Source organism: Arthrobacter sp. JZ12, assembly GCF_035189165.1.
Taxonomy (GTDB): domain Bacteria; phylum Actinomycetota; class Actinomycetes; order Actinomycetales; family Micrococcaceae; genus Arthrobacter_D.
Genome location: NZ_CP045246.1, coordinates 2002403 through 2024232, shown reverse-complemented (window position 1 = coordinate 2024232; position 21830 = coordinate 2002403). Strand labels below are relative to the sequence as shown.

The window sequence follows — 21830 nt, the reverse complement described above, 5'->3', positions numbered from 1 at the left end:
CCTATCCAGTCGGCACCTATTCCGTCGGCACTAATCCCGCGGCGCCCTAGGCCGAGCGGTGCTCGTAAGTGAGGCAGTCTGCGTTGTCGGCGCCGGGTCCTACCCGCACCTCGGGAGCGTGGCACATCAAGTGGTCGTTATGGACGCACTCGGCACGTTGGCAGGCGCCGATACTGGCAACAACCTTGGGCAGGCCGCCCGAAATCCCGGTATCGATGAAGGTGGCGCATGCCGCATGGTTTTCACCGCCGGCCACGGTGATCGCTCCGGCATGGCACTCGGTGTGGTCGTTGAAGGAGCAGTTCGTGATGGTGCAGTCATGCACCTGTGCAGTAACAGTCATGGCAGTTCCTTCGAACACGGGCCGCCCCGGCCGGACGGCCGCCTTCTTCCACAGTAGGCCTGTTCACTGCAGTCAAAAAGGCACATTTTCGTGCCCGAATGGTGGAAGAACGCGGTGGGTTGAAGGGTTTCGAGGAGTCCGAATGTGGGAATCAGCACGGTGTTCAGGGGTCGTGTTCCTTGCAATCCAGTCGGCTCTGTGCGTGTCGGAGGCAGTCGGTATAGTGGCCGGGTTGAGGGCTGCCCGCAGCGATCGGGGTGCCTCTATGAAGCAGCAATTCATCTTCCAGCAGCCGTGAAAACCAGGAAAGGTGCCGTCCAAGAGTGAGCAACAATGCACTGTTCGGCACTGGTCCCGCGCTGCCTCCTGCCTACCCCGAGCGTGCGGCCTGGGGCACCGCACCGAAGCTGCGTCAGTGGCAGGCGGAAGCGCTCGAGAAGTACTTTGCCAACTCGCCCCAGGACTTCCTCGCAGTTGCTACTCCGGGCGCGGGAAAGACTACTTTCGCGCTTCGGGTCGCCACGGAATTGGTGGACCGCAGGATCGTCAACCGCATCGTCGTCGTCGCTCCCACCGACCACCTGAAGCGGCAGTGGGCGGACGCGGCAGCGCGGGTGGGGCTCTCCATCGATCCCAACTTCAAGAACGCCGACGGCCGCCACGGAGAAGGCTTCATCGGCGTCGCCGTAACGTATGCCCAGGTGGCCAGCAAGCCGATGCTGCACCGGGCCAAAACCGAGGCGGCCAAGACACTGGTGATCCTGGACGAGATCCACCACGGCGGTGATGCGCTTTCGTGGGGTGATGGCATCCGTGAAGCGTTCGAGCCTGCAACCCGGCGGCTCGCGTTGACCGGTACCCCGTTCCGATCGGACACCGCGGCCATTCCGTTCGTGGAGTATGTGGAGGACGGCGACGGCATCCGCCGCTCACAGTCGGACTATACCTACGGCTACGGTGACGCGCTCCGGGACCACGTGGTGCGACCGGTTATCTTCATGGCCTACTCCGGACAGATGCGCTGGCGCACCAGTGCCGGCGAGGAAATGGCCGCCTCCCTCGGCGAGGCGGCGGTGACCAAGGACATCACGGCGCAGGCCTGGCGGACCGCCCTAAATCCCAACGGCGAGTGGATTCCGGCGGTGTTGAAAGCTGCCGACCGGCGCCTGACGGAGGTGCGCCGCGCCGTGCCCGACGCCGGTGGCCTGGTTATCGCGACCGATCACGAGGACGCCCGGGCGTACGCCGGCCAGCTGCGCAAGATCACGGGGGAGTCGCCCACCGTGATTCTCTCCGACGATGCCAAGGCGTCGGGCAAGATCGAGGAGTTCTCCGCGGGTGAATCCCGCTGGATGGTCGCAGTCCGCATGGTGTCCGAGGGCGTCGACGTTCCGCGACTGGCCGTCGGCGTATACGCAACCTCCACCGCCACCCCGCTGTTCTTCGCGCAGGCTGTAGGCCGCTTTGTCCGTGCCCGACGCCGAGGTGAGACTGCGTCCGTCTTCCTTCCGTCCGTGCCCAACCTCATGGCGCTTGCCAATCAGCTTGAGGTGGAGCGCGACCACGCGCTTGACCGGCCCGATAACGGCGAGGACGGGTTCGCTCCGGAAGAGGCGCTGATGGAGGCGGCCAACCGCGAGGAAAAAGCCTCCGGCGAGCTGACCAAACAAAAGTTCGAGGCGCTGGAGTCGCAGGCGGCGTTCGACCGCGTTCTCTTCGACGGCGGCGAGTTCGGTACCGGCGGCGAGATGGGCAGCGAGGAGGAACTGGACTTCCTCGGTATCCCCGGCCTGCTCGACGCGGATCAGGTTGGCGTGCTCCTGCGGCAGCGCCAGCAGGAGCAGCAGTCACGACGACGGCGCCCTGCCGCCGCCGCAGCGCACGAACCGGCTGCACCGGATGTGGTGGACCACCGCCAGCTCACGGAGCTGCGCGGCCAGCTGGCGAAGAATGTCTCGGCCTGGTCTGCGCGCTCAGGCATGCCGCACGGCGTGGTGCACACCGAACTCCGCAAGGCTTGCGGGGGTCCCGCCGTCGCCCAGGCAAACGAGGAACAACTGCGGCGGAGGCTGAAGAAGCTGCAGGACTGGTTCATCGGCCGTACCTGACCCAGGGCAGAAGCTCCTCCAACAGCTCGCGGCAGGCCGCGACAGCCCTGCTGCAGGAGGGCGATTTCAGCCCGTCACTCGACTACTTCGACGCCGGCGTCCTCCAGCTCAGCCAGAACCTCGGCCGTACGGTCCGGATGCACCGGCCGGGTGTATTCGGCGAGCAGGCGGGTGGTGTAGCCGGCTCCGACTGCGTCCAGCGCGGTGGCGCGAACGCAGTAGTCGGTTGCAAGTCCGACGATCGCCACCTCGTCCACCTCATGGTCACGCAGCCAGTCGTCGAGCGAAACAGCCTCGTCGGCCGTGGTGGCCAGGGCTGCTCCCATCTTCTGTTCGCCGGTGGGCACCTGGTCCTCGGGCGCAAGCACACCTTCGAAGCCCGAGTAGGCAGCCTCGTACTGCCCCTTGCGGAACACGGCGTCGAAGCTTTCGGTCTCGAGATTGGGGTGGAACTGTGATCCCCGCTCATCAGCTACGCAGTGGACGGGCCAGGAGTCTACATAGTCGGGGTGATCGGAGAAATGGGATCCCGGATCGATGTGCCAGTCCTGGGTGGCGATGATGTAGTCGTAGTGGCCGGCCTGCGCGTCGATGTAGTCACTCAGCGCCTGGGCCACGCCCGCTCCGCCTTCGACGGCGAGGGATCCGCCCTCGCAGAAGTCGTTCTGGACATCAACGATGATCAGAGCGCGTGTCATGAGAACTCCTCGTACTCCGTGGGGATGGCAGGTTCACCACGCTGGAGCCTCATGACGGACCCGGGGAGCTCCGCCATGGATTTCCGGTGGCGTTCGACGGCGCGCTCAACACCCTCGGGGCCGGTCCACCCCGGCAGCAGCTCGCCGTCGGCGACGAACTGCTGGAGCAACGGGCGGTCGTTTCCGTCGTCGTGCGGGTGGTCGCCGATGCCGATCACCTCGGCCACCGCGGTGCCGGACTCATTGAGCCGGCGCAGCGCGTACTTGCGCCCGCCGACCGAAGCCTTGTTCTTGGCCGCCTTCGCCACCGAGACGAAAGTGCCGTCGTCGTCCGTCCGGCTCACCAGCTTGTAGACCATGCCGGCGGTGGGCGCGCCTGAGCCCGTGACGAGGGATGTTCCCACCCCGTAGGAGTCAACGGGCGCGGAGGCCAGCAGGCCGATCGCGTACTCGTCGAGGTCGGACGTGACCACGATGCGGGTCTGGTGGTTTCCGAGGTCATCGAGCAGCTGGCGGACCCATCGGGCCTGCTCAACCAGATCCCCCGAGTCCAGGCGGACTGCTCCGAGGTCGGGGCCGGCGGCGGCCACGGCGTTGCGGACGCCCTGTTCGACGTCGTACGTGTCCACCAGCAGTGACGTCCCCTTGCCGAGGGCCGCGACCTGGGCGGCGAACGCCTCCGGCTCCGAGTCGTGCAGGAGAGTGAAGGAGTGGGCGGCCGTGCCCACGGTACGCAGGCCGTAGCGCCTGCCCGCCTCGAGATTAGAAGTGCTGGCGAAGCCGCCGATAACGGCAGCGCGGGCGGCAGCGACTGCGGACTCCTCCTGCGTGCGCCGCGAACCCATCTCGATGCAGGGGCGGCTCCCCGCTGCGCTGGTCATGCGGGAGGCGGCGGAGGCGATTGCGCTGTCATGGTTCAGGACCGAAAGGATGTAGGTCTCCAGGATGCAGGCCTCGGCGAAAGTGCCCTCCACAATAAGGACGGGGGAGGAGGGGAAGAACGCCTCACCCTCGGCGTAGCCCCAGATGTTGCCGGAGAACCGGAAATCAGAGAGCCAGCCCAGTGTCGCGTCATCCACCACGCCGGCGGCGGACAACGCGCTCAGCTGCGGTTCCTCGAACCGGAAGTGCCTGATTCCCTCGAGGAGCCGCCCCGTGCCCGCAACGATGCCGTACCGGCGACCCTCAGGGAGGCGTCGGGTGAATACCTCGAACACGGACCTGCGGTGCGCTGCCCCGAATGCAGGGAGGCCTGCAGCATTGTCAGCTCATAGTGGTCGGTGTAGAGGGCTGAATTGGGATGTTGCCAGGTCTTGTGTGGGCTCACAGGAAAACTCTAGCCCCGCGTTCGCTGTGTGAGTACCGGCGGAAGCGGGGGTGCGCCGCCAACCTACAATGGGGACCATGAGTGTTGGCGTTCTTCCCGAAACGCACCAGTCTGAGGAGACGGACGTTGACGTGGCTACCCGAACGGACGTGCCGTGGGTGGTGATCGTCTGGAATGACCCGGTGAACCTGATGAGCTACGTTACCTACGTCTTCCAGACCTACTTTGGGTACAGCGAGGCGAAGGCGCGCACCCTCATGCTTGAGGTTCACGAGCAGGGACGTTCAGTGGTCTCCACCGGTTCCCGCGAGCAGGCCGAGCGGGACACGGTTGCCATGCACTCATACGGCCTGTGGGCCACTTTCCAGACAGCGGACGCGTAGGGAGCGGCAGTGGCTCGTGCTTTCCGGACAACCCGGCGTGGAATTACCGGCGACTTCGAGTCGGGTGAACTGAAGCTGCTGCGGCGGCTGTTTGCCGACGTCGTGCAGTTGCTTGAGCCGGAAAAGCGGAAGGACGAGGATCCGCTGGCCGCGATGGTGGGCATTGATCCCGAGGCTGAGCGCCCCGCGGACAGTGCGGTTGCCCGCCTGCTCCCTGACGCGGTACGGAACGACGACGACGGCGCGCTCGAATTCCGCCGCCTCACCGAACGCTCCCTTCGTGAAGAGAAGGTGGGCGCCCTGCGCGCCGCAGCCCTTCTGATGGAGAAGCCGCAGGTGGTCCTGACCCCGGAACAGGCGCAGTTGCTGGCCAAAGCCCTTACTGATGTACGCCTGGTCCTGGCGGACCGGCTGGATATCCAAACCGACGAGGACGCCGCCCGGCTGCACGACATCGCTGACCTTGAGGACGCCGAGGATCTCGAGTCCTACCTTGCCCTCGTCTATAACTTCGTCACCTGGGTCCAGGAGGGACTGGTCCAGGCGCTCCTCTCGTCGGCCGGACACCCCTCCGGCGAGCGATGAGGGATGTGACGAAGGACACGTCTGATCGCTTAGCCAACTCCGGCGGTGCGTCCTATTCTCAGAGGATCATGAATTGGAACGCTGACGATCCCCGGTACGGCGACGCTGCTGATGATGCTGCTTCTGCCGATCTTTCCCTTCCCCGGCCCACCGAGGCCCCCATCGGGATCTTCGATTCGGGCGTCGGCGGCCTGACCGTGGCCCGGGCGGTGATCGACCAGCTGCCGCATGAATCGGTGCTCTATGTAGGAGACACTGCCCACGGTCCCTACGGTCCGCTTCCGATCGCGGAGGTGCGTGCCCACGCTCTCGGCGTCATGGACGAGCTGGTTGATTCAGGGGTGAAGCTCCTCGTCATTGCCTGCAACTCGGCGTCGGCCGCCGTGCTTCGGGATGCGCGGGAACGGTATACCGCCCGGTACGGGATCCCGGTGATCGAGGTCATCCAGCCCGCTGTCCGGCGCGCGGTCGCCTCCACCCGCAGCGGACGGATCGGAGTCATCGGCACCAGCGCCACGGTCGGCTCCCGCGCGTACGAGGACACGTTCGCCGCCGCGCCCCACCTGGAGATCATTTCCCAGGCCTGCCCGGCGTTCGTGGAGTACGTCGAAGCGGGCGTGACCGCCGGCAGGGAAGTGCTGGAAACCGCGGCCCACTACCTCCGTCCGCTGCAGGAGGCCGACGTCGACACGCTGGTTCTGGGCTGCACCCACTACCCGTTGCTCACCGGGGTTATCTCCTACGTCATGGGCGACTCGGTCACCCTGGTGTCCAGCGCTGAGGAAACGGCCAAGGACGTCTACCGGGCGCTGGTCTCCCACGACCTGCTGCGAACCGGCTCCTCCGAGCCCCGGCACCAGTTCGTCGCCACGGGGGACGCCGCGCGTTTCGAGGAACTCGCCCGCCGTTTCCTGGGGCCGGAGGTGCTCAGCGTCGAACACGTTGATCACGTTGCTGCCCGGTATCCGACCGGCAGCATGGCCCGTATCACGCCGGAGATGATTGCAGCAGCGCGCGCCGATGCCCTGCCTGGTGCAGGCGAGCGCGCGTGAAACTGACCATCGTCGGATGCAGCGGGTCCTTCCCCGGTCCACAGTCTCCTGCCTCCTGCTACCTCGTCACGGTGCAGGAGGACGGCAAGACCTGGCGCATCCTGCTGGATCTCGGCAATGGCTCCCTCGGAACCCTGCAGCGGTACATGGATCTGCGCGATATCGACGCCATCCTGCTGACCCATCTTCACCCGGATCACTGTATGGATCTGTGTGGGCTCCATGTCGCAGTCCACTGGAACCCGGACGGCTGGGACCGGCCGCGGATCCCGGTCTGGGGTCCGGCCGCCACTGCAGACCGGATCGCCACCGCCTACGGACTGGACCTCGACCCCGGCATGCATGAGGATTTTGAGTTCAACTCCTGGACTCCCAGGCAGCCCGTGGATCTGGGGCCATTCACCATCACTCCGTATCCGGTCCTGCATCCGGCTGAGGAAGCGTACGCGCTGCGTGTTGAAGTGGCCGATCCCGGAGCGCCCGGGGGTAAACGGATCCTGACCTACTCGGGTGACACCGACGCGTGCGACGGCCTGGTTGAAGCAGCGGCCGGCGCCGATGTGTTCCTTTGCGAGGCCGCTTTTCATGAAGGACGTGACGACGCCATCCGCGGAGTCCATCTCACCGGGAAGAGGGCAGGGGATGTTGCGTCCGAGGCTTCCTCCCGGAGGCTGCTGCTCACCCACCTTCCCGTGTGGAATGACGCCGTGCGAACGCTCGAAGAGGCGCGCAGCAGCTACCAGGGGGAGGTCGCCGTCGCCGTGGCAGGAGTGTCCTACCTGGTGTGAGCGGTCAGGCCGCTTCAAATCGCCGGTAGCGAACCGGCTCTGGCAGACTTGGCCTATGACTTCCCCCTCCTCTTCTGCCTCCGCGTCCGGTTCTGTGTCCGGTTCCAACCCGGCCGGCGGGTCAGTACGCGCCGATGGCCGCGCGCCCGACCAGCTCAGGCCGATCAGCATCACGCGCGGGTGGTCGAACCAGGCCGAGGGCTCTGCACTGATCGAATTCGGCAACACCCGCGTCCTCTGCACGGCATCACTGACTGCGGGCGTGCCCCGATGGCTCAAGGGCGAGGGCAAGGGCTGGGTGACGGCCGAGTATGCCATGCTTCCCCGGGCCACGAACACCCGTTCGGACCGCGAGTCCGTCAAGGGCCGGATCGGAGGCCGCACCCACGAGATATCCCGCTTGATCGGGCGGTCCCTGCGTTCAATCATCGACACGCGCGCGCTGGGCGAGAACACTATCGTCCTGGACTGCGATGTGCTCCAGGCCGACGGCGGCACCCGCACTGCCGCAATCACGGGCGCCTACGTGGCACTGGCTGATGCCATCCGCTACGCAAAGGAGCATGCGATCATCCCGCAGTCAGCGCGCCCGCTCACCGATACGGTTGCCGCAGTCAGCGTCGGGATCATCGACGGCGTTCCCATGCTGGACCTGCCCTACGTCGAAGATGTCCGCGCCGAAACCGACATGAACGTCGTCGTCACGGGAAGCGGAAGCTTCGTCGAGGTCCAGGGAACGGCGGAGGGCACGCCCTTCGACCGGGCCGAACTGGACGCACTGCTCGACCTCGCGCTGCTGGGAACAGCGCAGCTCGCTGAGATCCAGCGGCAGACGCTGGGCGAGGTTACCGGTGCCTGAACAGCCGACAACGCAGGCACGGCTGGTCCTAGCCACCCGCAACGCAGGCAAGCTTCGTGAACTCCGCGCCCTGTTGAGGGGCAAGGTTCCGGGGCTCGACGTCGACACGCAGGTTGTTGACGCTGCTGCGGCAGGTGCGCCGGACGTGGTCGAAAGCGGGACGACCTTCGAGGAAAACGCCCTCCTGAAGGCTCGGGCCGTCGCCGAAGCAACCGGCCTCCCTGCAGTCGCCGACGACTCAGGCCTTGCGGTGGACGTGCTTGGGGGAGCCCCCGGAATCTTCTCGGCTCGCTGGGCAGGCAGGCACGGCGACGATTCCGCCAATCTGGAGCTGCTGCTGAACCAGCTGGCCGACATCCCGGAAAACCGGCGTGCGGCCCAATTCGTGTGCGCTGCGGCGCTCGCCGTTCCCGGCGGTACCGAGGTCGTCAAGCGCGGGGAATTGCGGGGCAGCCTGTTGACCGAACCACGCGGCGACGGCGGATTCGGGTACGATCCGCTCCTGCAGCCGGAGGGAATGGACCGCAGCTGCGCCGAGCTGTCACCGGAGGAGAAGAACGCTATCAGCCATCGCGCGCGGGCGTTCGCCGACCTGCTGCCGGAGCTCATCGACGTCCTCCGCTGACGCGGAATGAATCGGGTTGGGCAAGAATCGGGGGTAGTACATCAGGTTCCAGGCGCCGCGTTCGAAGCGCGCAGTCTGATAGGGCAAACTTAATCGGGATGACTACGCACCTGAATCTCCTGCCCATGCAAACCGGAAACGAGTCCACCCTGGGAAGTGTCGCCGACTGGGCCGTCAGCATGATGGAGACTATCGGGGCACCGGGTGCGGGTCTGGCCATAGCGTTGGAGAATCTTTTCCCGCCGCTGCCAAGCGAAGTCATCCTTCCGCTTGCAGGATTCACCGCCAGCCAAGGCAACTTCAGCCTGTTCGAGGCGCTGTTCTGGACCACTGCGGGGTCAGTTGTGGGCGCCTGGCTGCTGTATCTGCTGGGTGTGCTGCTGGGTCGTGACCGGATGCGCCGCCTTGTGGCGAAGGCCCCGCTGGTGGACCTTGAAGACGTCGACAGCGTCGAAGCCTGGTTCAACCGCCACGGATACAAGGCCGTGTTCTTCGGACGCATGGTCCCCATCTTCCGAAGCCTGGTGTCCATTCCCGCAGGGATCGAGCGGATGCCGGTGTGGACCTTCCTCGGCCTCACGCTTGCGGGAAGCCTGATCTGGAACTCCATCTTCGTGCTGTCCGGGTTCTACCTGGGCGAGAACTGGCACATCGTTGAGCAGTATGCGGACATCTTCCAGAAACTGGTGATTGTCGTCGTCGTCCTGGTACTCGCTTTCTTCGTTGTGAGCAAGGTCAGAAAACTGCGCAGGAAACGCCACGCGTCCTAGCCTCTCGAGATCGCGTCTGGCGCGGTTGACACTGTGCCCCGCAGTTGTATGGTTAGTTACATGAGTACTGAACCCACGAAGCGTAGTCCGACGAGGGCGGCGCGTGCGGTGGGGCATCGTGCTGGTCGATGACGGGCGCCCGATCTTCCTGCAGATAGCGGAACGCATTGAGAGCGACATCATCGACGGCACGCTGGCCGAAGAATCCCAGGTTCCGTCCACCAATGAGTTTGCTGCGTTCTATCGCATCAACCCGGCGACGGCGGCCAAGGGAGTCAATCGTCTCGTCGACGACGGCATCCTCTACAAGCAGCGCGGAATCGGGATGTTCGTTGCGCCCGGTGCCCGTGAGGTATTGATGCAGCGCCGTCGCGCGCGGTTTTTCGAGCAGTACGTCCAGCCGCTTACGCGTGAGGCGCGGAAGCTCGGCATCGAGCCGAAAGAGCTGGCAGACATGATCAGACAGGGCGGGCACGCCATCCAGGGGGGAAAGAAATGACGGCCGTTATCGACATCGCCAACGTCAGCAAGACCTATGGACGTTCAGAGGCGCTTCGGGGGGTGACACTTGCCCTCGAGCCGGACCGGATCTACGGCCTGCTTGGCCGTAACGGCGCCGGCAAGACAACTCTGATGTCCATCCTCACGGCCCAGGCTTTCGCGTCCGCCGGTGAAGTGCGGGTTTTTGGCGAGCACCCGTACGAGAACGAGCGAGTGCTCAACCGCATCTGCTTCATCCGCGAATCCCAGAAGTACCCCGACTCATTCACAGCCGAACATGCGTTTCGGTCGGCCGCGCTGTTCTTCGCCAACTGGAGCCAGGAACTGGCCGACAAACTGACGGCGGACTTCCAGCTGCCCCTCAAACGCAACATCAAGAAGCTTTCGCGGGGCCAGCTCTCTGCCGTAGGAGTGATCATCGGGCTTGCTTCCCGTGCCGAGCTGACGTTCTTCGATGAGCCCTACCTCGGCCTGGATGCGGTTGCCCGGCAGCTCTTCTACGACCGGCTCGTGGAGGATTATTCCCTCCATCCCCGCACCATTGTCCTGTCGTCCCACCTCATCGACGAGGTAGCCAACCTCCTGGAGCACGTCATCGTGATCGACAGGGGCAGGATCATCATGAACGACGACGCGGAATCGATCCGGGGCTCGGCGTTCGCCGTCGTCGGCTCCGCTGAAAAGGTCCGCAGCTTCATCGGCGACCGAGAGGTTGTCCATACGGACAACTTCGCGTCCCTCGCTTCGGTGACGGCCCTCGGGCAGCTCACGGACGCAGAGGTGCGTGCGGCCGCCGACGACGGGCTCGAGCTCGCCCCGGTGTCGCTACAGCAGCTCATTGTCAGGAAGACGATGTCCGCATCACAGGCAGCCGACGCCCGTGACCGTAACCTGTCGGAGGCAGCCCGATGAACCGTGTGGTCAACGTCATGCGCATGCAGCTGATCAATCGATGGATCTTCGTCGGGCTGCCGCTCATCATCCTCGGCGCATCCTTTGCCCTCACGCTGCTCATCTGGTTCCTGGTTCCCGCCGGCGGCGGCATGCGGATCTCCGGCGGGTCGCAGGCAGTCATGTGGTATTTCTTCGCGCTCGGGATCCAGTCCCTCACCCTGACCTTCCCGTTCTCGCAGGGACTCAGCATCACGCGCCGAACCTTCTTCCTTGGCACGCTGGCGCTATTCACGCTCTTCGCCGTCATCACGGCAACCACATACTGGGTGCTCGGCCTCATTGAGCAGGCCACATCCGGGTGGGGGGTCGACGGGTGGTTCTTCGCGCCGTCGTGGATCGCGAGCGGACCCTGGTACCAGCCGATCGTCTTCTACTTCGCGTCCATGATGGCACTGTTCTTGGTGGGATTCTGGGCTGCGACCATCTACAAGCGCTGGCGCGCCACCGGATTGCTTACTGCGGGAATCAGCGTGGCCCTGCTGCTCGTCGGGACGCTGTACGTGATCGGTTCGCTGGAGGCCTGGCCGCAGGTGGGCGAGTTCCTCGGGTCCAGGACACAGCTCGACGTCGCCGGCTGGCTGGCAGTGCTGGCGCTGGCCCTCGCGGGGGGATCCTTCCTCACGCTGCGCCGCGCGGAGCCCTGACACCCGTTCTGCGAAGACCGGTCCGGCGCCACACGGCCTTGCCTGCGCGGCCGCCGGCTATCTGCCGGATACCGTAGCGGAGTGGGAATTGAGTTTACGGCGATCGACTTCGAGACTGCCAATGGGTTTCGTGGTTCACCGTGCGCCGTAGGCCTCACCAAGGTCCGGGACGGACGCATCGTGGACGAAGCGCAGTGGCTGATGCGGCCGCCGGAAGGCCATGACCACTTCGACTCACGCAATGTGGCAATCCACGGCATCACGGCCGAGATGGTGGAGGGCCGACCCCGGTTCGGTGAGCTGTTCCCGGAGATCGGCGCTTTCATCGGCAACGACATACTCGTCGCGCACAACGCGGCCTTTGATATGGGTGTTATCCGGTCGGCGCTCGAGGTGTCGGACCAGGCAGGGCCTGCTTACGACTATGCCTGCACCGTGCTGCTTTCGCGCCGCAGCTACTTCCTCGTCTCCTACTCACTGCCCTACGTAGCTGAAGCCGCGGGCGTGGCACTCCGGAACCATCACGACGCAGTGGAGGATGCCCGGGCATGCGCCGGCATCATGGTGGACATCGCAAGGCGGGCGGAGGCAGCTTCCGTGGAGGAACTCGTATCCGGGCACAGGCTCCGTTTATCACGGCTTGACGCCTATGAGCCGGGTGTCTCGGAGATATCAAAGCCGACCCGGACGGCACTGGAGCGGGGAACTTCCAGCGCCTGGACCGGTTGGCCGGACGAGGGGCTCAACCCGGACGCAAACCGGGCGGCCGATCCCGCCCACCCGCTGTATGGACAGACGGTTGTCTTCACCGGCGACCTCGGGATCTCCCGCCCGCAGGCCAAACAACGGGCTGCGGTGATGGGTGCGCAGCCGGCCAGCACAGTCACCCGCAAGACGACGGTTCTTGTCGTGGGAAGCGGGTTCGTCGCTTCGGACCTGCGCAGCGGACGTGTGACCGGTAAGGCGCGCAAGGTAATGGAACTCCACAGCCTAGGCCAGAACATCGAGGTGCTCTCCGAAGCGGAGTTCCTGCAGATGACCGGCGGAAAGTGGCCCGCCGCCAGCCAGTGACGTTGGCTACCCGAGGTACGAGCTACGAGCTACGAGCCGATCGCCGATGCCAGCCGGCCAGCGATTTCCCGGATGACTTCGACACCATCCAATTGCCCCAACGCGGCCTCCGGAAGGTTCTCCACGCCGTGCAGCGCACCCACAATGTTTCCGGCCACGGCCGAGGCCACGGAGGCATCCCGCCCCTCCCGATCGGCGGATGCCGCCAGGACAGCGCTCACATGGGCCTCGCCGTCGGAATTGCTGGTGGCGAGAACCAACCGGACTGCGCGGCAAAGGATCCCAGCGGCGTCACTCTCACCGGCATCACTCTGACCCGCATCACTCTCTCCGGCATCTGCCGTCGGCCGGTCGGACGCAGCCGACCGAACAAGGTCCTGCAGACACGCGGCCAGGCCTTCTGCGTCCAAATCCTTTGCCGTTGATGCCGCAGCCGCGACGGCTTCGCCCAGCGGGAGGCCGTTGATTGCGATCTCGTGGACCAGCGCGGCGAAAACGGCGGCGGGAACCTGGGCCGACGCGTTCCCGTGCGTGATCGCCGCCGCATCCAGCGTCAGCCGCTCGATCATGGCAGCCGGCACGTTGGCGACCAGGCCGAACGGCGCAGAACGGCCGAGGGCGCCCGGACCGCCGTCGTTGGTTTCAAGCGGCCGCTGGCGGGTGCCCATCTCGCCGCTGGCTAGTGAGCGGAGGGTAACCGGGTCGGGGTGGTGACGCCGGCGAAGCACTTCCTGACGGTCTATCCAGCGTGCCGGGGGAGCAGGAGCCGACGACGGCGGCAGCTCGCCCTGGGTGCCGAGCCAGCGGAGGTAGGCAAGCCAGAGGCAAGCAGTTTCGTCGGCTGCCACGCCGTCGTTCGCCCACTCGAGGGCTTCCGTCAGGCCGTCCACGGTGTAGAGGGTCAGCTGTGTGGCTGAACCGAATCCGGTCCCGTGGGAGGAGTTTGCGGATGCCTCGCCAAGCGCGCCTGCAAGAAGCGAACCGGCAATTCTGCTGCGTAGATCAGGAAGACTTGTCACCCCGCAAGTGTAGGCAGTCCCGCCAGCGCTCGCGACGACGGCAAATCGCCCTCGCGCCGATTCCCCACCGTGATTCAGGGCGCATCGGCACCCTGCGCGGCGTTGCCCCGCAGAACTGTCGGAGGCGGACAGTAGCTTGGAATCATGAAGTTACTGCACACGTCCGACTGGCACCTTGGCCGCTCCTTCCACGGTGTCGGAATGCTGGAAGCACAGCAGCTTTTCGTGGACCAGTTGGAGAAGACGGTCCGCGAGGAGAATGTCGACGTCGTGCTTGTAGCAGGAGATGTCTATGACCGGGCCCTTCCGGCCGTCGACGTTGTCGAGCTCTTCGACGAGGCTCTGGAACGGATCACGGTGGCCGGCGCGCAAGTGGTCGTCACCAGCGGGAACCACGACTCGGCTGTACGGCTGGGGTTCGGCGGGCGGCTGATCGAGCGCGGCGGTGTCCACCTGCGCACCCGTCTGGAGGATATCCCGCGCCCAGCGCTGTTCCCGCTCGGCGACGGCGCGGACCTCGCAGTTTATGGGCTTCCTTACCTGGAACCGCGGATGGTGTCCGACCGGCTCGGTGCTCCTTCCGCCACGCACACCGCAGTCACGGCCTCCGCCCTGGCACAGGTGAGGGAAGACCTGCAGCGACGTCAGCGGCGCGGCACTGTGTATTCGGTCGTGATGGCACACACCTTCGCAAGCGGGGGAGTTGGATCTGACAGCGAGCGCGAACTGAGTATCGGTGGGCTCGGCGTTGTGCCGCTTGATCTGTTCGATGGCTTCGACTACGTGGCTCTGGGGCACCTTCATGGCCAGCAGCAGCTGCACGAGCGGGTCCGCTACTCAGGTTCTCCGCTTGCGTACTCCTTCTCCGAAGCGCGCCAGTCGAAGGGCGCCTGGCTCCTTGAGGTCGGGCCCGAGGGCGTCTCCGAGATCCGTCCGGTGCGGTGGAACCCCCAGCGGCAGCTGGCCGTCTTGCGTGGACCCATCGAAGAACTGCTGGCTTCACCGGATTACCAGGAAGCCGAAACGGCGTGGTGCCAGGTGACTCTGACCGATCCGGAGCGTCCGTACCAAGCGATGGAGCGCCTGCGGTCGCGCTTTCCCGGAACACTGGTGCTTGGGTTCGAGCCGTCCTCGCGCGGAAACCAGCCGGAGGGCACCTACAGCGAACGTGTCGCCCAGGCAACGGACGATGCGGCAATCTGCTGCGGTTTCCTCGAGCATGTCCGCCAGCGAGGGGCCAACCCGGAGGAAGCGGCACTGTTCGCGGAGGTCGTGGATGCCATGCGTGCGGCGGAGAGCGGATCATGAGGATTCACCGCCTCGAGATGCAGGCATTCGGTCCTTTCGCCGACCGGCAGGTCATCGACTTCGACGTCCTGTCGGAACAGGGGCTGTTCCTCCTCAACGGACCCACCGGAGCTGGAAAATCCAGTGTGCTCGATGCCATCTGCTATGCCCTCTACGGCGCGGTTCCCGGCGTGCGGCAGTCGGCAAAAAGGCTTCGGAGCGATCATGCACCGGATGGTCTCGCGCCGGAGGTGGTGTGTGAATTCTCTGCAGGCAACCGGCGCCTGGAGGTCACCCGAAACCCGTCCTGGAGCCGGCCGTCGAAGCGCGGCTCCGGAACCACAACCGAGCAGGCCCGCACCATGTTGCGCGAGCGGGTCGCAGGGGATTGGGTGACCCGCTCAACGCGCAACGATGAGGCCGGGGCTGAATTGCAGGGACTGCTGGGCATGAGCCGGGAGCAGTTCACGCGGGTGGTAATGCTCCCGCAGGGAGAGTTCGCTGCGTTCCTGCGGTCCGAGGCTCCGGAACGCGCTGAGCTCCTTCAGCGATTGTTCGCAACTGACCGGTTCTCCACTCTGGAGCAACTGCTTGCGGATCACGCTGCCCGTACAGGGGCCCGGTTGCAGGAGGCAGAGGCTGAGCATGAAGCCCTGCTGGGCCGCGCCGTCGAGGAGGTGCAGCGTCACGGGTTGGGGAGAGCCGTGCAGGATGGTGATTCCGCTGCCTCCGCTGAGGAAACAAAAGCAACGGAGGCCGGATCACCGGAGCCGGATCCGGGGCTTCCGGATCTGGTGATGCTCCAGGACCAATTGGCTGCTGCGGTCGAGGACGGGCGTAGCACTGCCAAAGACCTCACCGCCAAGCGCCGCGATGCCGCCGAGAAGCTTGCACGCCTGGAGGTCGAGCGCCGCAACAGGCTCGGCTTCCGCCAATTGCTTGCCGAGGCCGAGCAGAACCGGATCCAGCTGGTGCAAGCGGCGGAACTGCGTCACCGGGTGGCCCATCATCGCCATGCCGAGATCCTCGAGGCGCCCCTGCACGCCCGTGACAACGCGACCGTTCATGCTGCGGCCGCCCGGAAGCGGCTGGACGAAGCGGTTGCGGCCGTTGCGGCTGAGGTAACCGCGGGCGCAGAAGTACCTGACGCCGTCGGAGCCGAACGAGCCTCAGCTGCCGACTTCGGTCCTGCCCACGAGAAAGTCGTTCAAGAGCTGGCGGCCGCCCGGGCAGCCCTACCGCTTGAGACTGACCTTGAGGATGTGCGCAGCAGCATCAGCGCCTGCGTTCAAGCCCTTGAAAACTACGCCTCGGAGAGCGAACAGTGCAGCACCGCGCGCCAAGAGAACCAGCTCAAGCTCACGGATCTGGCCGGAGAGTCGCGTACCGCAGAAGAGCTGGCACAGGGGATGTCACCGCTGTCGGAGCAACGTGAGGACATTCTTCAGCGGCTGGAGTTGATCTCGCAGGCGGAGGCCGCAGAGAGCGCACTCCAAAACCTCGACGAACGGCAGCAGGAGCACCGGACACTGTTCCTCGAAGCAAAGCAGAACTGGCTCAGCCTCCTTCAGCTCCGGCTGGAACAGAGCGCGGCCGAGCTGGCGTCCAAGCTCAGGCACGGAGACGCCTGCCCGGTGTGCGGCAGCAATGAGCACCCGGCGCCGGCAAGCGTGGACGCACTGGCCCTGGTCTCGATCGATGACGAGGAGCAGGCCCGTCATGAGCAGGATGCCGCCGAGCGAAGGATGAGGGAGAGCGAAGCTGCCCGTGACGCAGCGGCACTGCACGCTGCCGGACTCCGCGCCCGATGCGGAAGCAGCAACCCGGAGGAACTGCAGAACACCCTGGACACCGTTCAGGGGGAACTCGCGAAAGCAGAGCACGCCGCACAACGGCTGGCCGGGCTCGCCGGGCGCATGGCAGCCGTGGAAGCCAGGTTGACGGAACTGGGTACAAGACTCCTTGAACTTGCCCAACTCCAGGCAGAGGAGTCTTCCCGGCTGGCCACACTTGGGGAACAGGAAGCCGCGCTCGTAGCCCGCCTCGAGCAGGCACGGGGAAGCTATCCTTCGGTAGCCCGCAAGGTACAGGAACTGAACCGCCTCGAAGGGCTCCTTTCCGCCGTCTGCCGCGCCCAGGCTCAGCAGGAGCAGGCAGAACAGGCTCGTGTTCAGGCAGAAGCGGCGCTGCAGGAACGAATGGACGGAACGGGGTTCAGCTCCCCCGATGCGGTCCGGAAGGCGCTTCTGCCCTCGTCGGAGGTGGAGGAAGCGGAGCGGCTTATCCGGGAGGCTGAGAACGAGGCACATCGGGTAGAACGGGACCTGCAGCGCCCCGAGAACCTCGCTGCCGCTGCTCTCGAGGAAGGTAGTCATCCTCTTCCGGAGGAGTCGGAGATCGCAGCGGCTGCGCGGGAAGAGAAAGACCTTGCATCCCAGTTGGAACGGGCGGTGCTCGACGTGGGGCTCCTTGAACAGTCAGTGGTGCAGCTGTCCTCGTATGCGGACCGGGTCGCCCTCCTCGAAGCACGTCTCCGTCCCCTCCGGGAGGAATATGCCGTTGTGAAGTCCCTCTCCGACACCGCGCGGGGCAACGGGGAGAACCTCTACCGCATGAGCCTGGCCACCTACGTACTTGCAGCCCGTCTTGAGCAGGTCGCTGCCGCTGCCACCGAACGGTTGCTTCGCATGACCGGAGGCCGCTACTCACTCGTTCACAGCGACTCCAAGTCGGGAAACAGGAAGTCTGGCCTGGGCTTGAACGTCATAGACGGCTGGACCGGCGCCCGACGCGACACCGCCACTCTCTCGGGCGGGGAATCCTTCATGGCATCCCTGGCACTTGCCCTGGGGCTAGCCGACGTCGTCCAGCAGGAATCCGGCGGGCTGCAAATCGAAACGCTGTTCGTCGACGAGGGCTTCGGCAGCCTCGATGAGCAAACCCTGGATCAGGTCATGGATTCCCTTGAGAACCTGCGCGACGGCGGCCGCGTGGTTGGGCTGGTCAGTCACGTCCCGGAACTCAAACAGCGCATTCCTGCGCAGCTGCTCGTGACAAAGGGCCGAACGGGGTCCACCGTCAGCTGCGTGAACCAGCTTCAGGTCGTTTGAAACCCGTGTAAAATTTGTATGTTACCGGGTCGGGCGCATCGGGAGGAGGGACGATGCGCAATTCAAAGCACCCGGAAAGCCATGCCTTCCCAAACCTCCGCTACTCACGATTCAACTGCCACTTCCTCTCCCGCGCGGGGACGATTCCGTCAACTGCCTGTCCTCGCAGGGCGAACCTTCCTTCCTCTTGGGCTGATAGCGCGCCTGCCGCTTGCCATGCTGACCGTGGGAGCACTGACGCTGATTACGGCGGCTACCGATTCCTATGCTGCCGGTGGCTTCGCAGCCGGCGCAGTCGGCATCGGGTCAGCGCTCGGTGCTCCTGTCCTCGGTTACCTCGCAGACCACTATGGACAGCGCCTCGTCCTCATCGCCTCGGCTGCCCTCAATGCGGCAGCGATCGGAGCCCTGCTTCTGGCCGGAAGTCTCGCCGGCCCTGGTACTGGGCTTTTCCCGACGCTCGTCACGGCCTTCCTCATGGGGGCCACCTGTCCGCAGATCGGCCCGCTGGCCCGGGTTCGCTGGATGGCCCTTACCCGACGGCGTCCTGCCGACCTTGATACAGCGCTGTCCTATGAGAGCACGGCTGACGAAGCCACCTTTGTACTCGGTCCCGCGCTGGTTGGCCTCCTGGCCAGCCTGTTGGCCCCATGGTTGCCGCTGGCGTTGGCTGCGTTGCTCACTGTCATCTTCGTTTCAGCCTTCGCTATGCATCCGACCGAACGCGCCGTCGTACCGCTGCGTCGTCGAGCGCCTGACCAGCCGACCCGATCTCGTCGGGTGTCCGGTCTCCGAGCCTGGGGACCGGTGGCGCTCCCCGTGCTGGGGATGCTGATGATGGGCACGTTCTTCGGATCCACACAGACGGCGCTGGCCGCTTTCGCCGGTGGCTTCGGTGCGGCAACATCGGCGGGACTGCTCTACGCCGTGATGGGAATCAGTTCGGCACTCGCAGCACTCTCGGTGGCGTATTGGCCGCAGCGGATCAGCCACCCGTTGCGATGGCTCACCTCGGCCGGTGGGATGAGTGCCGCCGCCATCCTCCTCCTGCACGCTACGGACATCCCATACATGCTGATTGCGCTGCTTGTTCTCGGCGTGCCGGTGGGCCCGACGATGGTCAGCATCTTCAGCCTCGGCTCGATGGTCGCGCCGGGGCACCTGGTCGGTACGGTGATGACCCTGCTGGCAAGCGGCATTGTTGCAGGCACCTCCATCGGCGCTTCCCTTGCCGGTTCCATGGCAGACGGCAACGGGCCGAGCGCTTTCGTTGTACCGGTGGCCGCCGCCGTCGTGCTCTTCATCCTGGGGACGATTTCCATGGCGCTCCTGCGGTCATCACAGGGGTATGGATACCGCCATGGGTAGTTCTCCCCATCGCAGGTCACCCAAGAAGGTACGTAGACTTACTAGCAGAACGGGCCTTGTACGAGGGGTCCGATACCGGACTGACGGGTCCGGTTTCTGAGAAAGGCCGGCTCACCACGGGTTCCCCCAGCCCCCTGAGCCGGCCTTTCGCTTTTCTGCAATGCGTCGCGGGCCGTCCCCGCACTGCGTTGCCGGCTCAGGAATTTTCGCCGTTACGGCCGGTAGGATTCCCTGCGTGCCTCAAGCCCGAGAATGAGTGCGTCCAGGCCAAGGCCGAAGGACACGTCTGCCCGGTAGCCGCGCGATCCGTCCCGCTGGGCGTCAACGGCAGCGGTGAAGCGAGGAAAGTCGCCAGCCAGTCCACCGGACTCGAAGATGCCCTCAGGAGCGGTTGCATCGAACGCAGAGCCGAAGATGAACGATTCAAGGGCAACAATCGCAGGAACGATCAACGATTCGGGCCAGCCGGCCTTCTCGAAGCCGCGTGTGACGGCCTCGTAGACGGCGAGCGTCTGCGGCGCGCCGCTTACTGGAAACACGGCAATGATCGGGATCAGAGGCGTGTGCCGGGTGAAGACGTCTCGGTAGGACCAGGCGAAACGCCGGACAGCCTGCTCCCAGGGCTCGGTATCGAAACCGGATACATCAACCTGCGTCATCACGTGGTCCTGTACCAGGATCAGCACGTCGCCCTTGGATTCCACATGGTTATACAACGACGACGGCGCTACCTTCAGAGCGCGGGCGAGCGAGGACATGGTCAGGCCTTCATAGCCGCGCGTCTCGATGAGAGTCAGCGCGGCGCGCGTGATCGCCTCCTGCGAAAGAACCCGCTTCAACGGCCTGCCGGCGGGCCGAGGAGATGAACCGGTTGCGGTAACCATCTGTTTGCTCCTGATTCATTCCAGACCGAGCCGACACCCGATCGCGCTCCCCATCTATACACCGTAACGGACAACGGTTCCGCTTCCCTGTGATCACCCGCCCGGCACACCGGAATGCCCGCCACTGCAGCTGTTAGTGGAGAAAGCCGCTGCTAACCTTGTGCCCATGCCTGAGATGCCCGAGGTGCAGGGGTTGGTCCAGTTCCTTGCCGGCAAGCTGGTCCCGCGCGGAGCCGCTCCTGCCGTGGTCAGGGACCTGCAGTTGGGCTCATTCGCCGTCCTGAAGACGGCGGACGTGTCGCCGGCCGAATTGTCGGGCAAGGCCTTCACCGATGTGGAAAGACGCGGAAAGTTCTTGGTCCTGAGCTTCGATGACGCGCATCTGGTGCTGCATCTTGCCCGGGCGGGTTGGTTGCGCTGGTCGGACACCATGCCTGACGCGCCGCTGCGGCCGGGCAAGGGGATGATCGCGATGCGGCTTCGATGCTCGCAACCGGCGGGGTACGGTTTTGACCTTATCGAGGCGGGCACCCGCAAGTCCGCGGCTGCCTACCTCGTCCGCGACGTGCTCGACGTGCCGGGTGTGAAGCGCCTGGGCCCGGATGCCCTCGACATAACGGAGCAGGAGTTCGTCGCCATGATGCGGGGCCATCGAAACCAGCTCAAGGGACTGCTGCGCGACCAGTCTTTCATCGCAGGGATCGGTAACGCCTACAGTGACGAGATTCTGCACGCTGCCCGGCTGTCTCCGTTCACCTTGGCGGCCAATCTCGACGACGGACAGTTGGCGGCCCTGCACACTTCAATGCACACGGTCCTCGGCACTGCAATCACCGAGGCGGCGGGGAAACCGGCCAAGGAACTCAAGGACGCGAAGCGGCGCGCAATGCAGGTACACGGGCGGACCGGCGAGAACTGCCCTGTCTGCGGCGATGTTGTGCGGGAGGTTTCGTTCGCAGACTCCGCGCTTCAGTACTGCGCGACGTGCCAGACGGGCGGCAAGCCCCTCGCTGACCGGCGAACTTCCAAATTCCTCAAGTAGCCGGCGGTACTTCTCCGCCCTGACCAGCAGTTTCAGCCCGGGCCGGCCAACCCGAACAGATTTCCGGGCCCTTTCGCGGCACCGGCAGGGGAGCCTAGGATCGAAAGGGTAATAAACCCTTGAGGGTCCGGTTTCCACCTACGGAGGTCATCATGACAACGAACTCGCCCGATCACGATCAGGATGCCCAGGGCAAGGACTCCACGAGCACGGAGCCTGAGGGGACGATTCCGAACACCGAGGACGGAGTAGGGATCACCACCACCGAAGAGCCGAGCAGCTTCGAGCCGGAGGAGGACGCCGAGGACGGCGCCTAAATCCTCGTCACAAGAAGCGTCGTCCTGCTGACTCAGGTCAGCAGGACGACGCGTTTAAGGCCCTTGACGCTTAAAGCGGCGGGCAGAAAAGGATG

The 21830-nt window shown here is 65.2% G+C and carries 21 protein-coding genes and 1 pseudogene; 17 read left to right on the top strand and 5 right to left on the bottom strand.

All coding sequences use genetic code 11. The features are described 5' to 3' along the window. Window positions 1-46: 46 nt before the first annotated feature. Window positions 47-343 carry a DUF1540 domain-containing protein gene (locus GC088_RS09385; RefSeq protein WP_323958744.1) on the bottom strand — a complete coding sequence of 99 codons (297 nt, stop codon included), beginning with the start codon at window positions 341-343 and terminating at the stop codon, window positions 47-49. Between the two features lie 323 nt (window positions 344-666). On the opposite strand from GC088_RS09385, the gene GC088_RS09380 reads away from it, so the two are divergent. Then, the gene (locus GC088_RS09380) at window positions 667-2451 is read left to right on the top strand and encodes a DEAD/DEAH box helicase (RefSeq protein WP_323958743.1); all 1785 of its coding nucleotides are present in this window, start codon (window positions 667-669) and stop codon (window positions 2449-2451) included. Window positions 2452-2525: 74 nt separating this feature from the next. On the opposite strand, the gene GC088_RS09375 is transcribed toward GC088_RS09380, so the two are convergent. Further along, window positions 2526-3149 (bottom strand): isochorismatase family protein, encoded by a 624-nt coding sequence (locus GC088_RS09375; RefSeq protein ID WP_323958742.1) that lies wholly within the window; start codon window positions 3147-3149, stop codon window positions 2526-2528. Beyond that, window positions 3146-4410 (bottom strand): annotated as a pseudogene (locus tag GC088_RS09370) (nicotinate phosphoribosyltransferase). The gene GC088_RS09375 and the pseudogene GC088_RS09370 overlap by 4 nt, the downstream one beginning before the upstream one ends. 143 nt (window positions 4411-4553) lie before the next feature. Here GC088_RS09370 and clpS point away from each other — a divergent pair. The 11 genes from clpS to GC088_RS09315 all read left to right on the top strand — a co-directional run bounded on the left by clpS (window position 4554) and on the right by GC088_RS09315 (window position 12708). Then, window positions 4554-4859: an ATP-dependent Clp protease adapter ClpS gene (gene clpS, locus GC088_RS09365; protein ID WP_323958741.1), complete on the top strand. Its 306-nt coding sequence runs from the start codon at window positions 4554-4556 to the stop codon at window positions 4857-4859. 9 nt (window positions 4860-4868) lie between these two features. Beyond that, the gene (locus GC088_RS09360) at window positions 4869-5444 is read left to right on the top strand and encodes a DUF2017 domain-containing protein (RefSeq protein ID WP_323958740.1); all 576 of its coding nucleotides are present in this window, start codon (window positions 4869-4871) and stop codon (window positions 5442-5444) included. Between the two features lie 68 nt (window positions 5445-5512). Further along, window positions 5513-6496 carry a glutamate racemase gene (murI, locus tag GC088_RS09355; protein WP_323958739.1) on the top strand — a complete coding sequence of 328 codons (984 nt, stop codon included), beginning with the start codon at window positions 5513-5515 and terminating at the stop codon, window positions 6494-6496. Beyond that, the gene (locus tag GC088_RS09350) at window positions 6493-7284 is read left to right on the top strand and encodes an MBL fold metallo-hydrolase (protein ID WP_323958738.1); all 792 of its coding nucleotides are present in this window, start codon (window positions 6493-6495) and stop codon (window positions 7282-7284) included. The genes murI and GC088_RS09350 overlap by 4 nt, the downstream gene beginning before the upstream one ends. A 55-nt stretch (window positions 7285-7339) precedes the next feature. Then, on the top strand, window positions 7340-8143 hold the full coding sequence (gene rph, locus GC088_RS09345; RefSeq protein WP_323958737.1) for a ribonuclease PH: 804 nt from the start codon (window positions 7340-7342) through the stop codon (window positions 8141-8143). After that, window positions 8136-8768 (top strand): RdgB/HAM1 family non-canonical purine NTP pyrophosphatase, encoded by a 633-nt coding sequence (gene rdgB, locus GC088_RS09340; RefSeq protein WP_323958736.1) that lies wholly within the window; start codon window positions 8136-8138, stop codon window positions 8766-8768. The genes rph and rdgB overlap by 8 nt, the downstream gene beginning before the upstream one ends. A 98-nt stretch (window positions 8769-8866) precedes the next feature. Next, entirely contained in the window at window positions 8867-9538 is a 672-nt protein-coding gene (locus GC088_RS09335; protein WP_323958735.1) for a DedA family protein, read from the top strand. A 121-nt stretch (window positions 9539-9659) separates the two neighbouring features. Beyond that, window positions 9660-10037 carry a GntR family transcriptional regulator gene (locus tag GC088_RS09330; RefSeq protein ID WP_323962024.1) on the top strand — a complete coding sequence of 126 codons (378 nt, stop codon included), beginning with the start codon at window positions 9660-9662 and terminating at the stop codon, window positions 10035-10037. After that, complete coding sequence (locus tag GC088_RS09325; RefSeq protein ID WP_323958734.1) at window positions 10034-10951, top strand: ABC transporter ATP-binding protein; 918 nt, start codon at window positions 10034-10036, stop codon at window positions 10949-10951. Before GC088_RS09330 ends, GC088_RS09325 begins: the two co-directional genes overlap by 4 nt. After that, entirely contained in the window at window positions 10948-11637 is a 690-nt protein-coding gene (locus tag GC088_RS09320) for a hypothetical protein (RefSeq protein WP_323958733.1), read from the top strand. Before GC088_RS09325 ends, GC088_RS09320 begins: the two co-directional genes overlap by 4 nt. Window positions 11638-11718: 81 nt before the next feature. Further along, window positions 11719-12708 (top strand): 3'-5' exonuclease, encoded by a 990-nt coding sequence (locus tag GC088_RS09315; RefSeq protein ID WP_323958732.1) that lies wholly within the window; start codon window positions 11719-11721, stop codon window positions 12706-12708. Window positions 12709-12737: 29 nt separating this feature from the next. Here GC088_RS09315 and GC088_RS09310 read toward each other — a convergent pair whose 3' ends face one another. Next, window positions 12738-13727, bottom strand: a complete 990-nt coding sequence (locus tag GC088_RS09310; RefSeq protein ID WP_323958731.1) for an ADP-ribosylglycohydrolase family protein — start codon at window positions 13725-13727, stop codon at window positions 12738-12740. Window positions 13728-13871: 144 nt separating this feature from the next. Here GC088_RS09310 and GC088_RS09305 point away from each other — a divergent pair, with 144 nt between their 5' ends. From GC088_RS09305 to GC088_RS09295, 3 genes are all read left to right on the top strand, one after another. Next, window positions 13872-15035 (top strand): exonuclease SbcCD subunit D, encoded by a 1164-nt coding sequence (locus GC088_RS09305; protein WP_323958730.1) that lies wholly within the window; start codon window positions 13872-13874, stop codon window positions 15033-15035. After that, window positions 15032-18124 carry an AAA family ATPase gene (locus GC088_RS09300; RefSeq protein ID WP_323958729.1) on the top strand — a complete coding sequence of 1031 codons (3093 nt, stop codon included), beginning with the start codon at window positions 15032-15034 and terminating at the stop codon, window positions 18122-18124. Before GC088_RS09305 ends, GC088_RS09300 begins: the two co-directional genes overlap by 4 nt. A gap of 81 nt (window positions 18125-18205) precedes the next feature. Next, window positions 18206-19492, top strand: coding sequence for an MFS transporter (locus tag GC088_RS09295; protein ID WP_323958728.1), 1287 nt, complete (start codon window positions 18206-18208; stop codon window positions 19490-19492). A 212-nt stretch (window positions 19493-19704) separates the two neighbouring features. Here GC088_RS09295 and GC088_RS09290 read toward each other — a convergent pair whose 3' ends face one another. Beyond that, window positions 19705-20376, bottom strand: a complete 672-nt coding sequence (locus GC088_RS09290; RefSeq protein ID WP_323958727.1) for a TetR/AcrR family transcriptional regulator — start codon at window positions 20374-20376, stop codon at window positions 19705-19707. A 166-nt stretch (window positions 20377-20542) separates the two neighbouring features. On the opposite strand from GC088_RS09290, the gene GC088_RS09285 reads away from it, so the two are divergent. Beyond that, window positions 20543-21418: a DNA-formamidopyrimidine glycosylase family protein gene (locus tag GC088_RS09285; RefSeq protein WP_323958726.1), complete on the top strand. Its 876-nt coding sequence runs from the start codon at window positions 20543-20545 to the stop codon at window positions 21416-21418. Window positions 21419-21570: 152 nt separating this feature from the next. Continuing rightward, window positions 21571-21735, top strand: a complete 165-nt coding sequence (locus GC088_RS09280; RefSeq protein WP_323958725.1) for a hypothetical protein — start codon at window positions 21571-21573, stop codon at window positions 21733-21735. The last annotated feature ends 95 nt before the right edge of the window (window positions 21736-21830 follow it).

What these genes read in the sequence shown, in the direction of transcription:
- GC088_RS09385 (WP_323958744.1), bottom strand. Translation starts at nt 343, where the DNA reads ATGACTGTTACTGCACAGGTGCATGACTGCACCATCACGAACTGCTCC.
- GC088_RS09375 (WP_323958742.1), bottom strand. Translation starts at nt 3,149, where the DNA reads ATGACACGCGCTCTGATCATCGTTGATGTCCAGAACGACTTCTGCGAG.
- clpS (WP_323958741.1), top strand. Translation starts at nt 4,554, where the DNA reads ATGAGTGTTGGCGTTCTTCCCGAAACGCACCAGTCTGAGGAGACGGAC.
- murI (WP_323958739.1), top strand. Translation starts at nt 5,513, where the DNA reads ATGAATTGGAACGCTGACGATCCCCGGTACGGCGACGCTGCTGATGAT.
- rph (WP_323958737.1), top strand. Translation starts at nt 7,340, where the DNA reads ATGACTTCCCCCTCCTCTTCTGCCTCCGCGTCCGGTTCTGTGTCCGGT.
- GC088_RS09335 (WP_323958735.1), top strand. Translation starts at nt 8,867, where the DNA reads ATGACTACGCACCTGAATCTCCTGCCCATGCAAACCGGAAACGAGTCC.
- GC088_RS09325 (WP_323958734.1), top strand. Translation starts at nt 10,034, where the DNA reads ATGACGGCCGTTATCGACATCGCCAACGTCAGCAAGACCTATGGACGT.
- GC088_RS09320 (WP_323958733.1), top strand. Translation starts at nt 10,948, where the DNA reads ATGAACCGTGTGGTCAACGTCATGCGCATGCAGCTGATCAATCGATGG.
- GC088_RS09305 (WP_323958730.1), top strand. Translation starts at nt 13,872, where the DNA reads ATGAAGTTACTGCACACGTCCGACTGGCACCTTGGCCGCTCCTTCCAC.
- GC088_RS09300 (WP_323958729.1), top strand. Translation starts at nt 15,032, where the DNA reads ATGAGGATTCACCGCCTCGAGATGCAGGCATTCGGTCCTTTCGCCGAC.
- GC088_RS09295 (WP_323958728.1), top strand. Translation starts at nt 18,206, where the DNA reads ATGCCTTCCCAAACCTCCGCTACTCACGATTCAACTGCCACTTCCTCT.
- GC088_RS09290 (WP_323958727.1), bottom strand. Translation starts at nt 20,376, where the DNA reads ATGGTTACCGCAACCGGTTCATCTCCTCGGCCCGCCGGCAGGCCGTTG.
- GC088_RS09285 (WP_323958726.1), top strand. Translation starts at nt 20,543, where the DNA reads ATGCCTGAGATGCCCGAGGTGCAGGGGTTGGTCCAGTTCCTTGCCGGC.
- GC088_RS09280 (WP_323958725.1), top strand. Translation starts at nt 21,571, where the DNA reads ATGACAACGAACTCGCCCGATCACGATCAGGATGCCCAGGGCAAGGAC.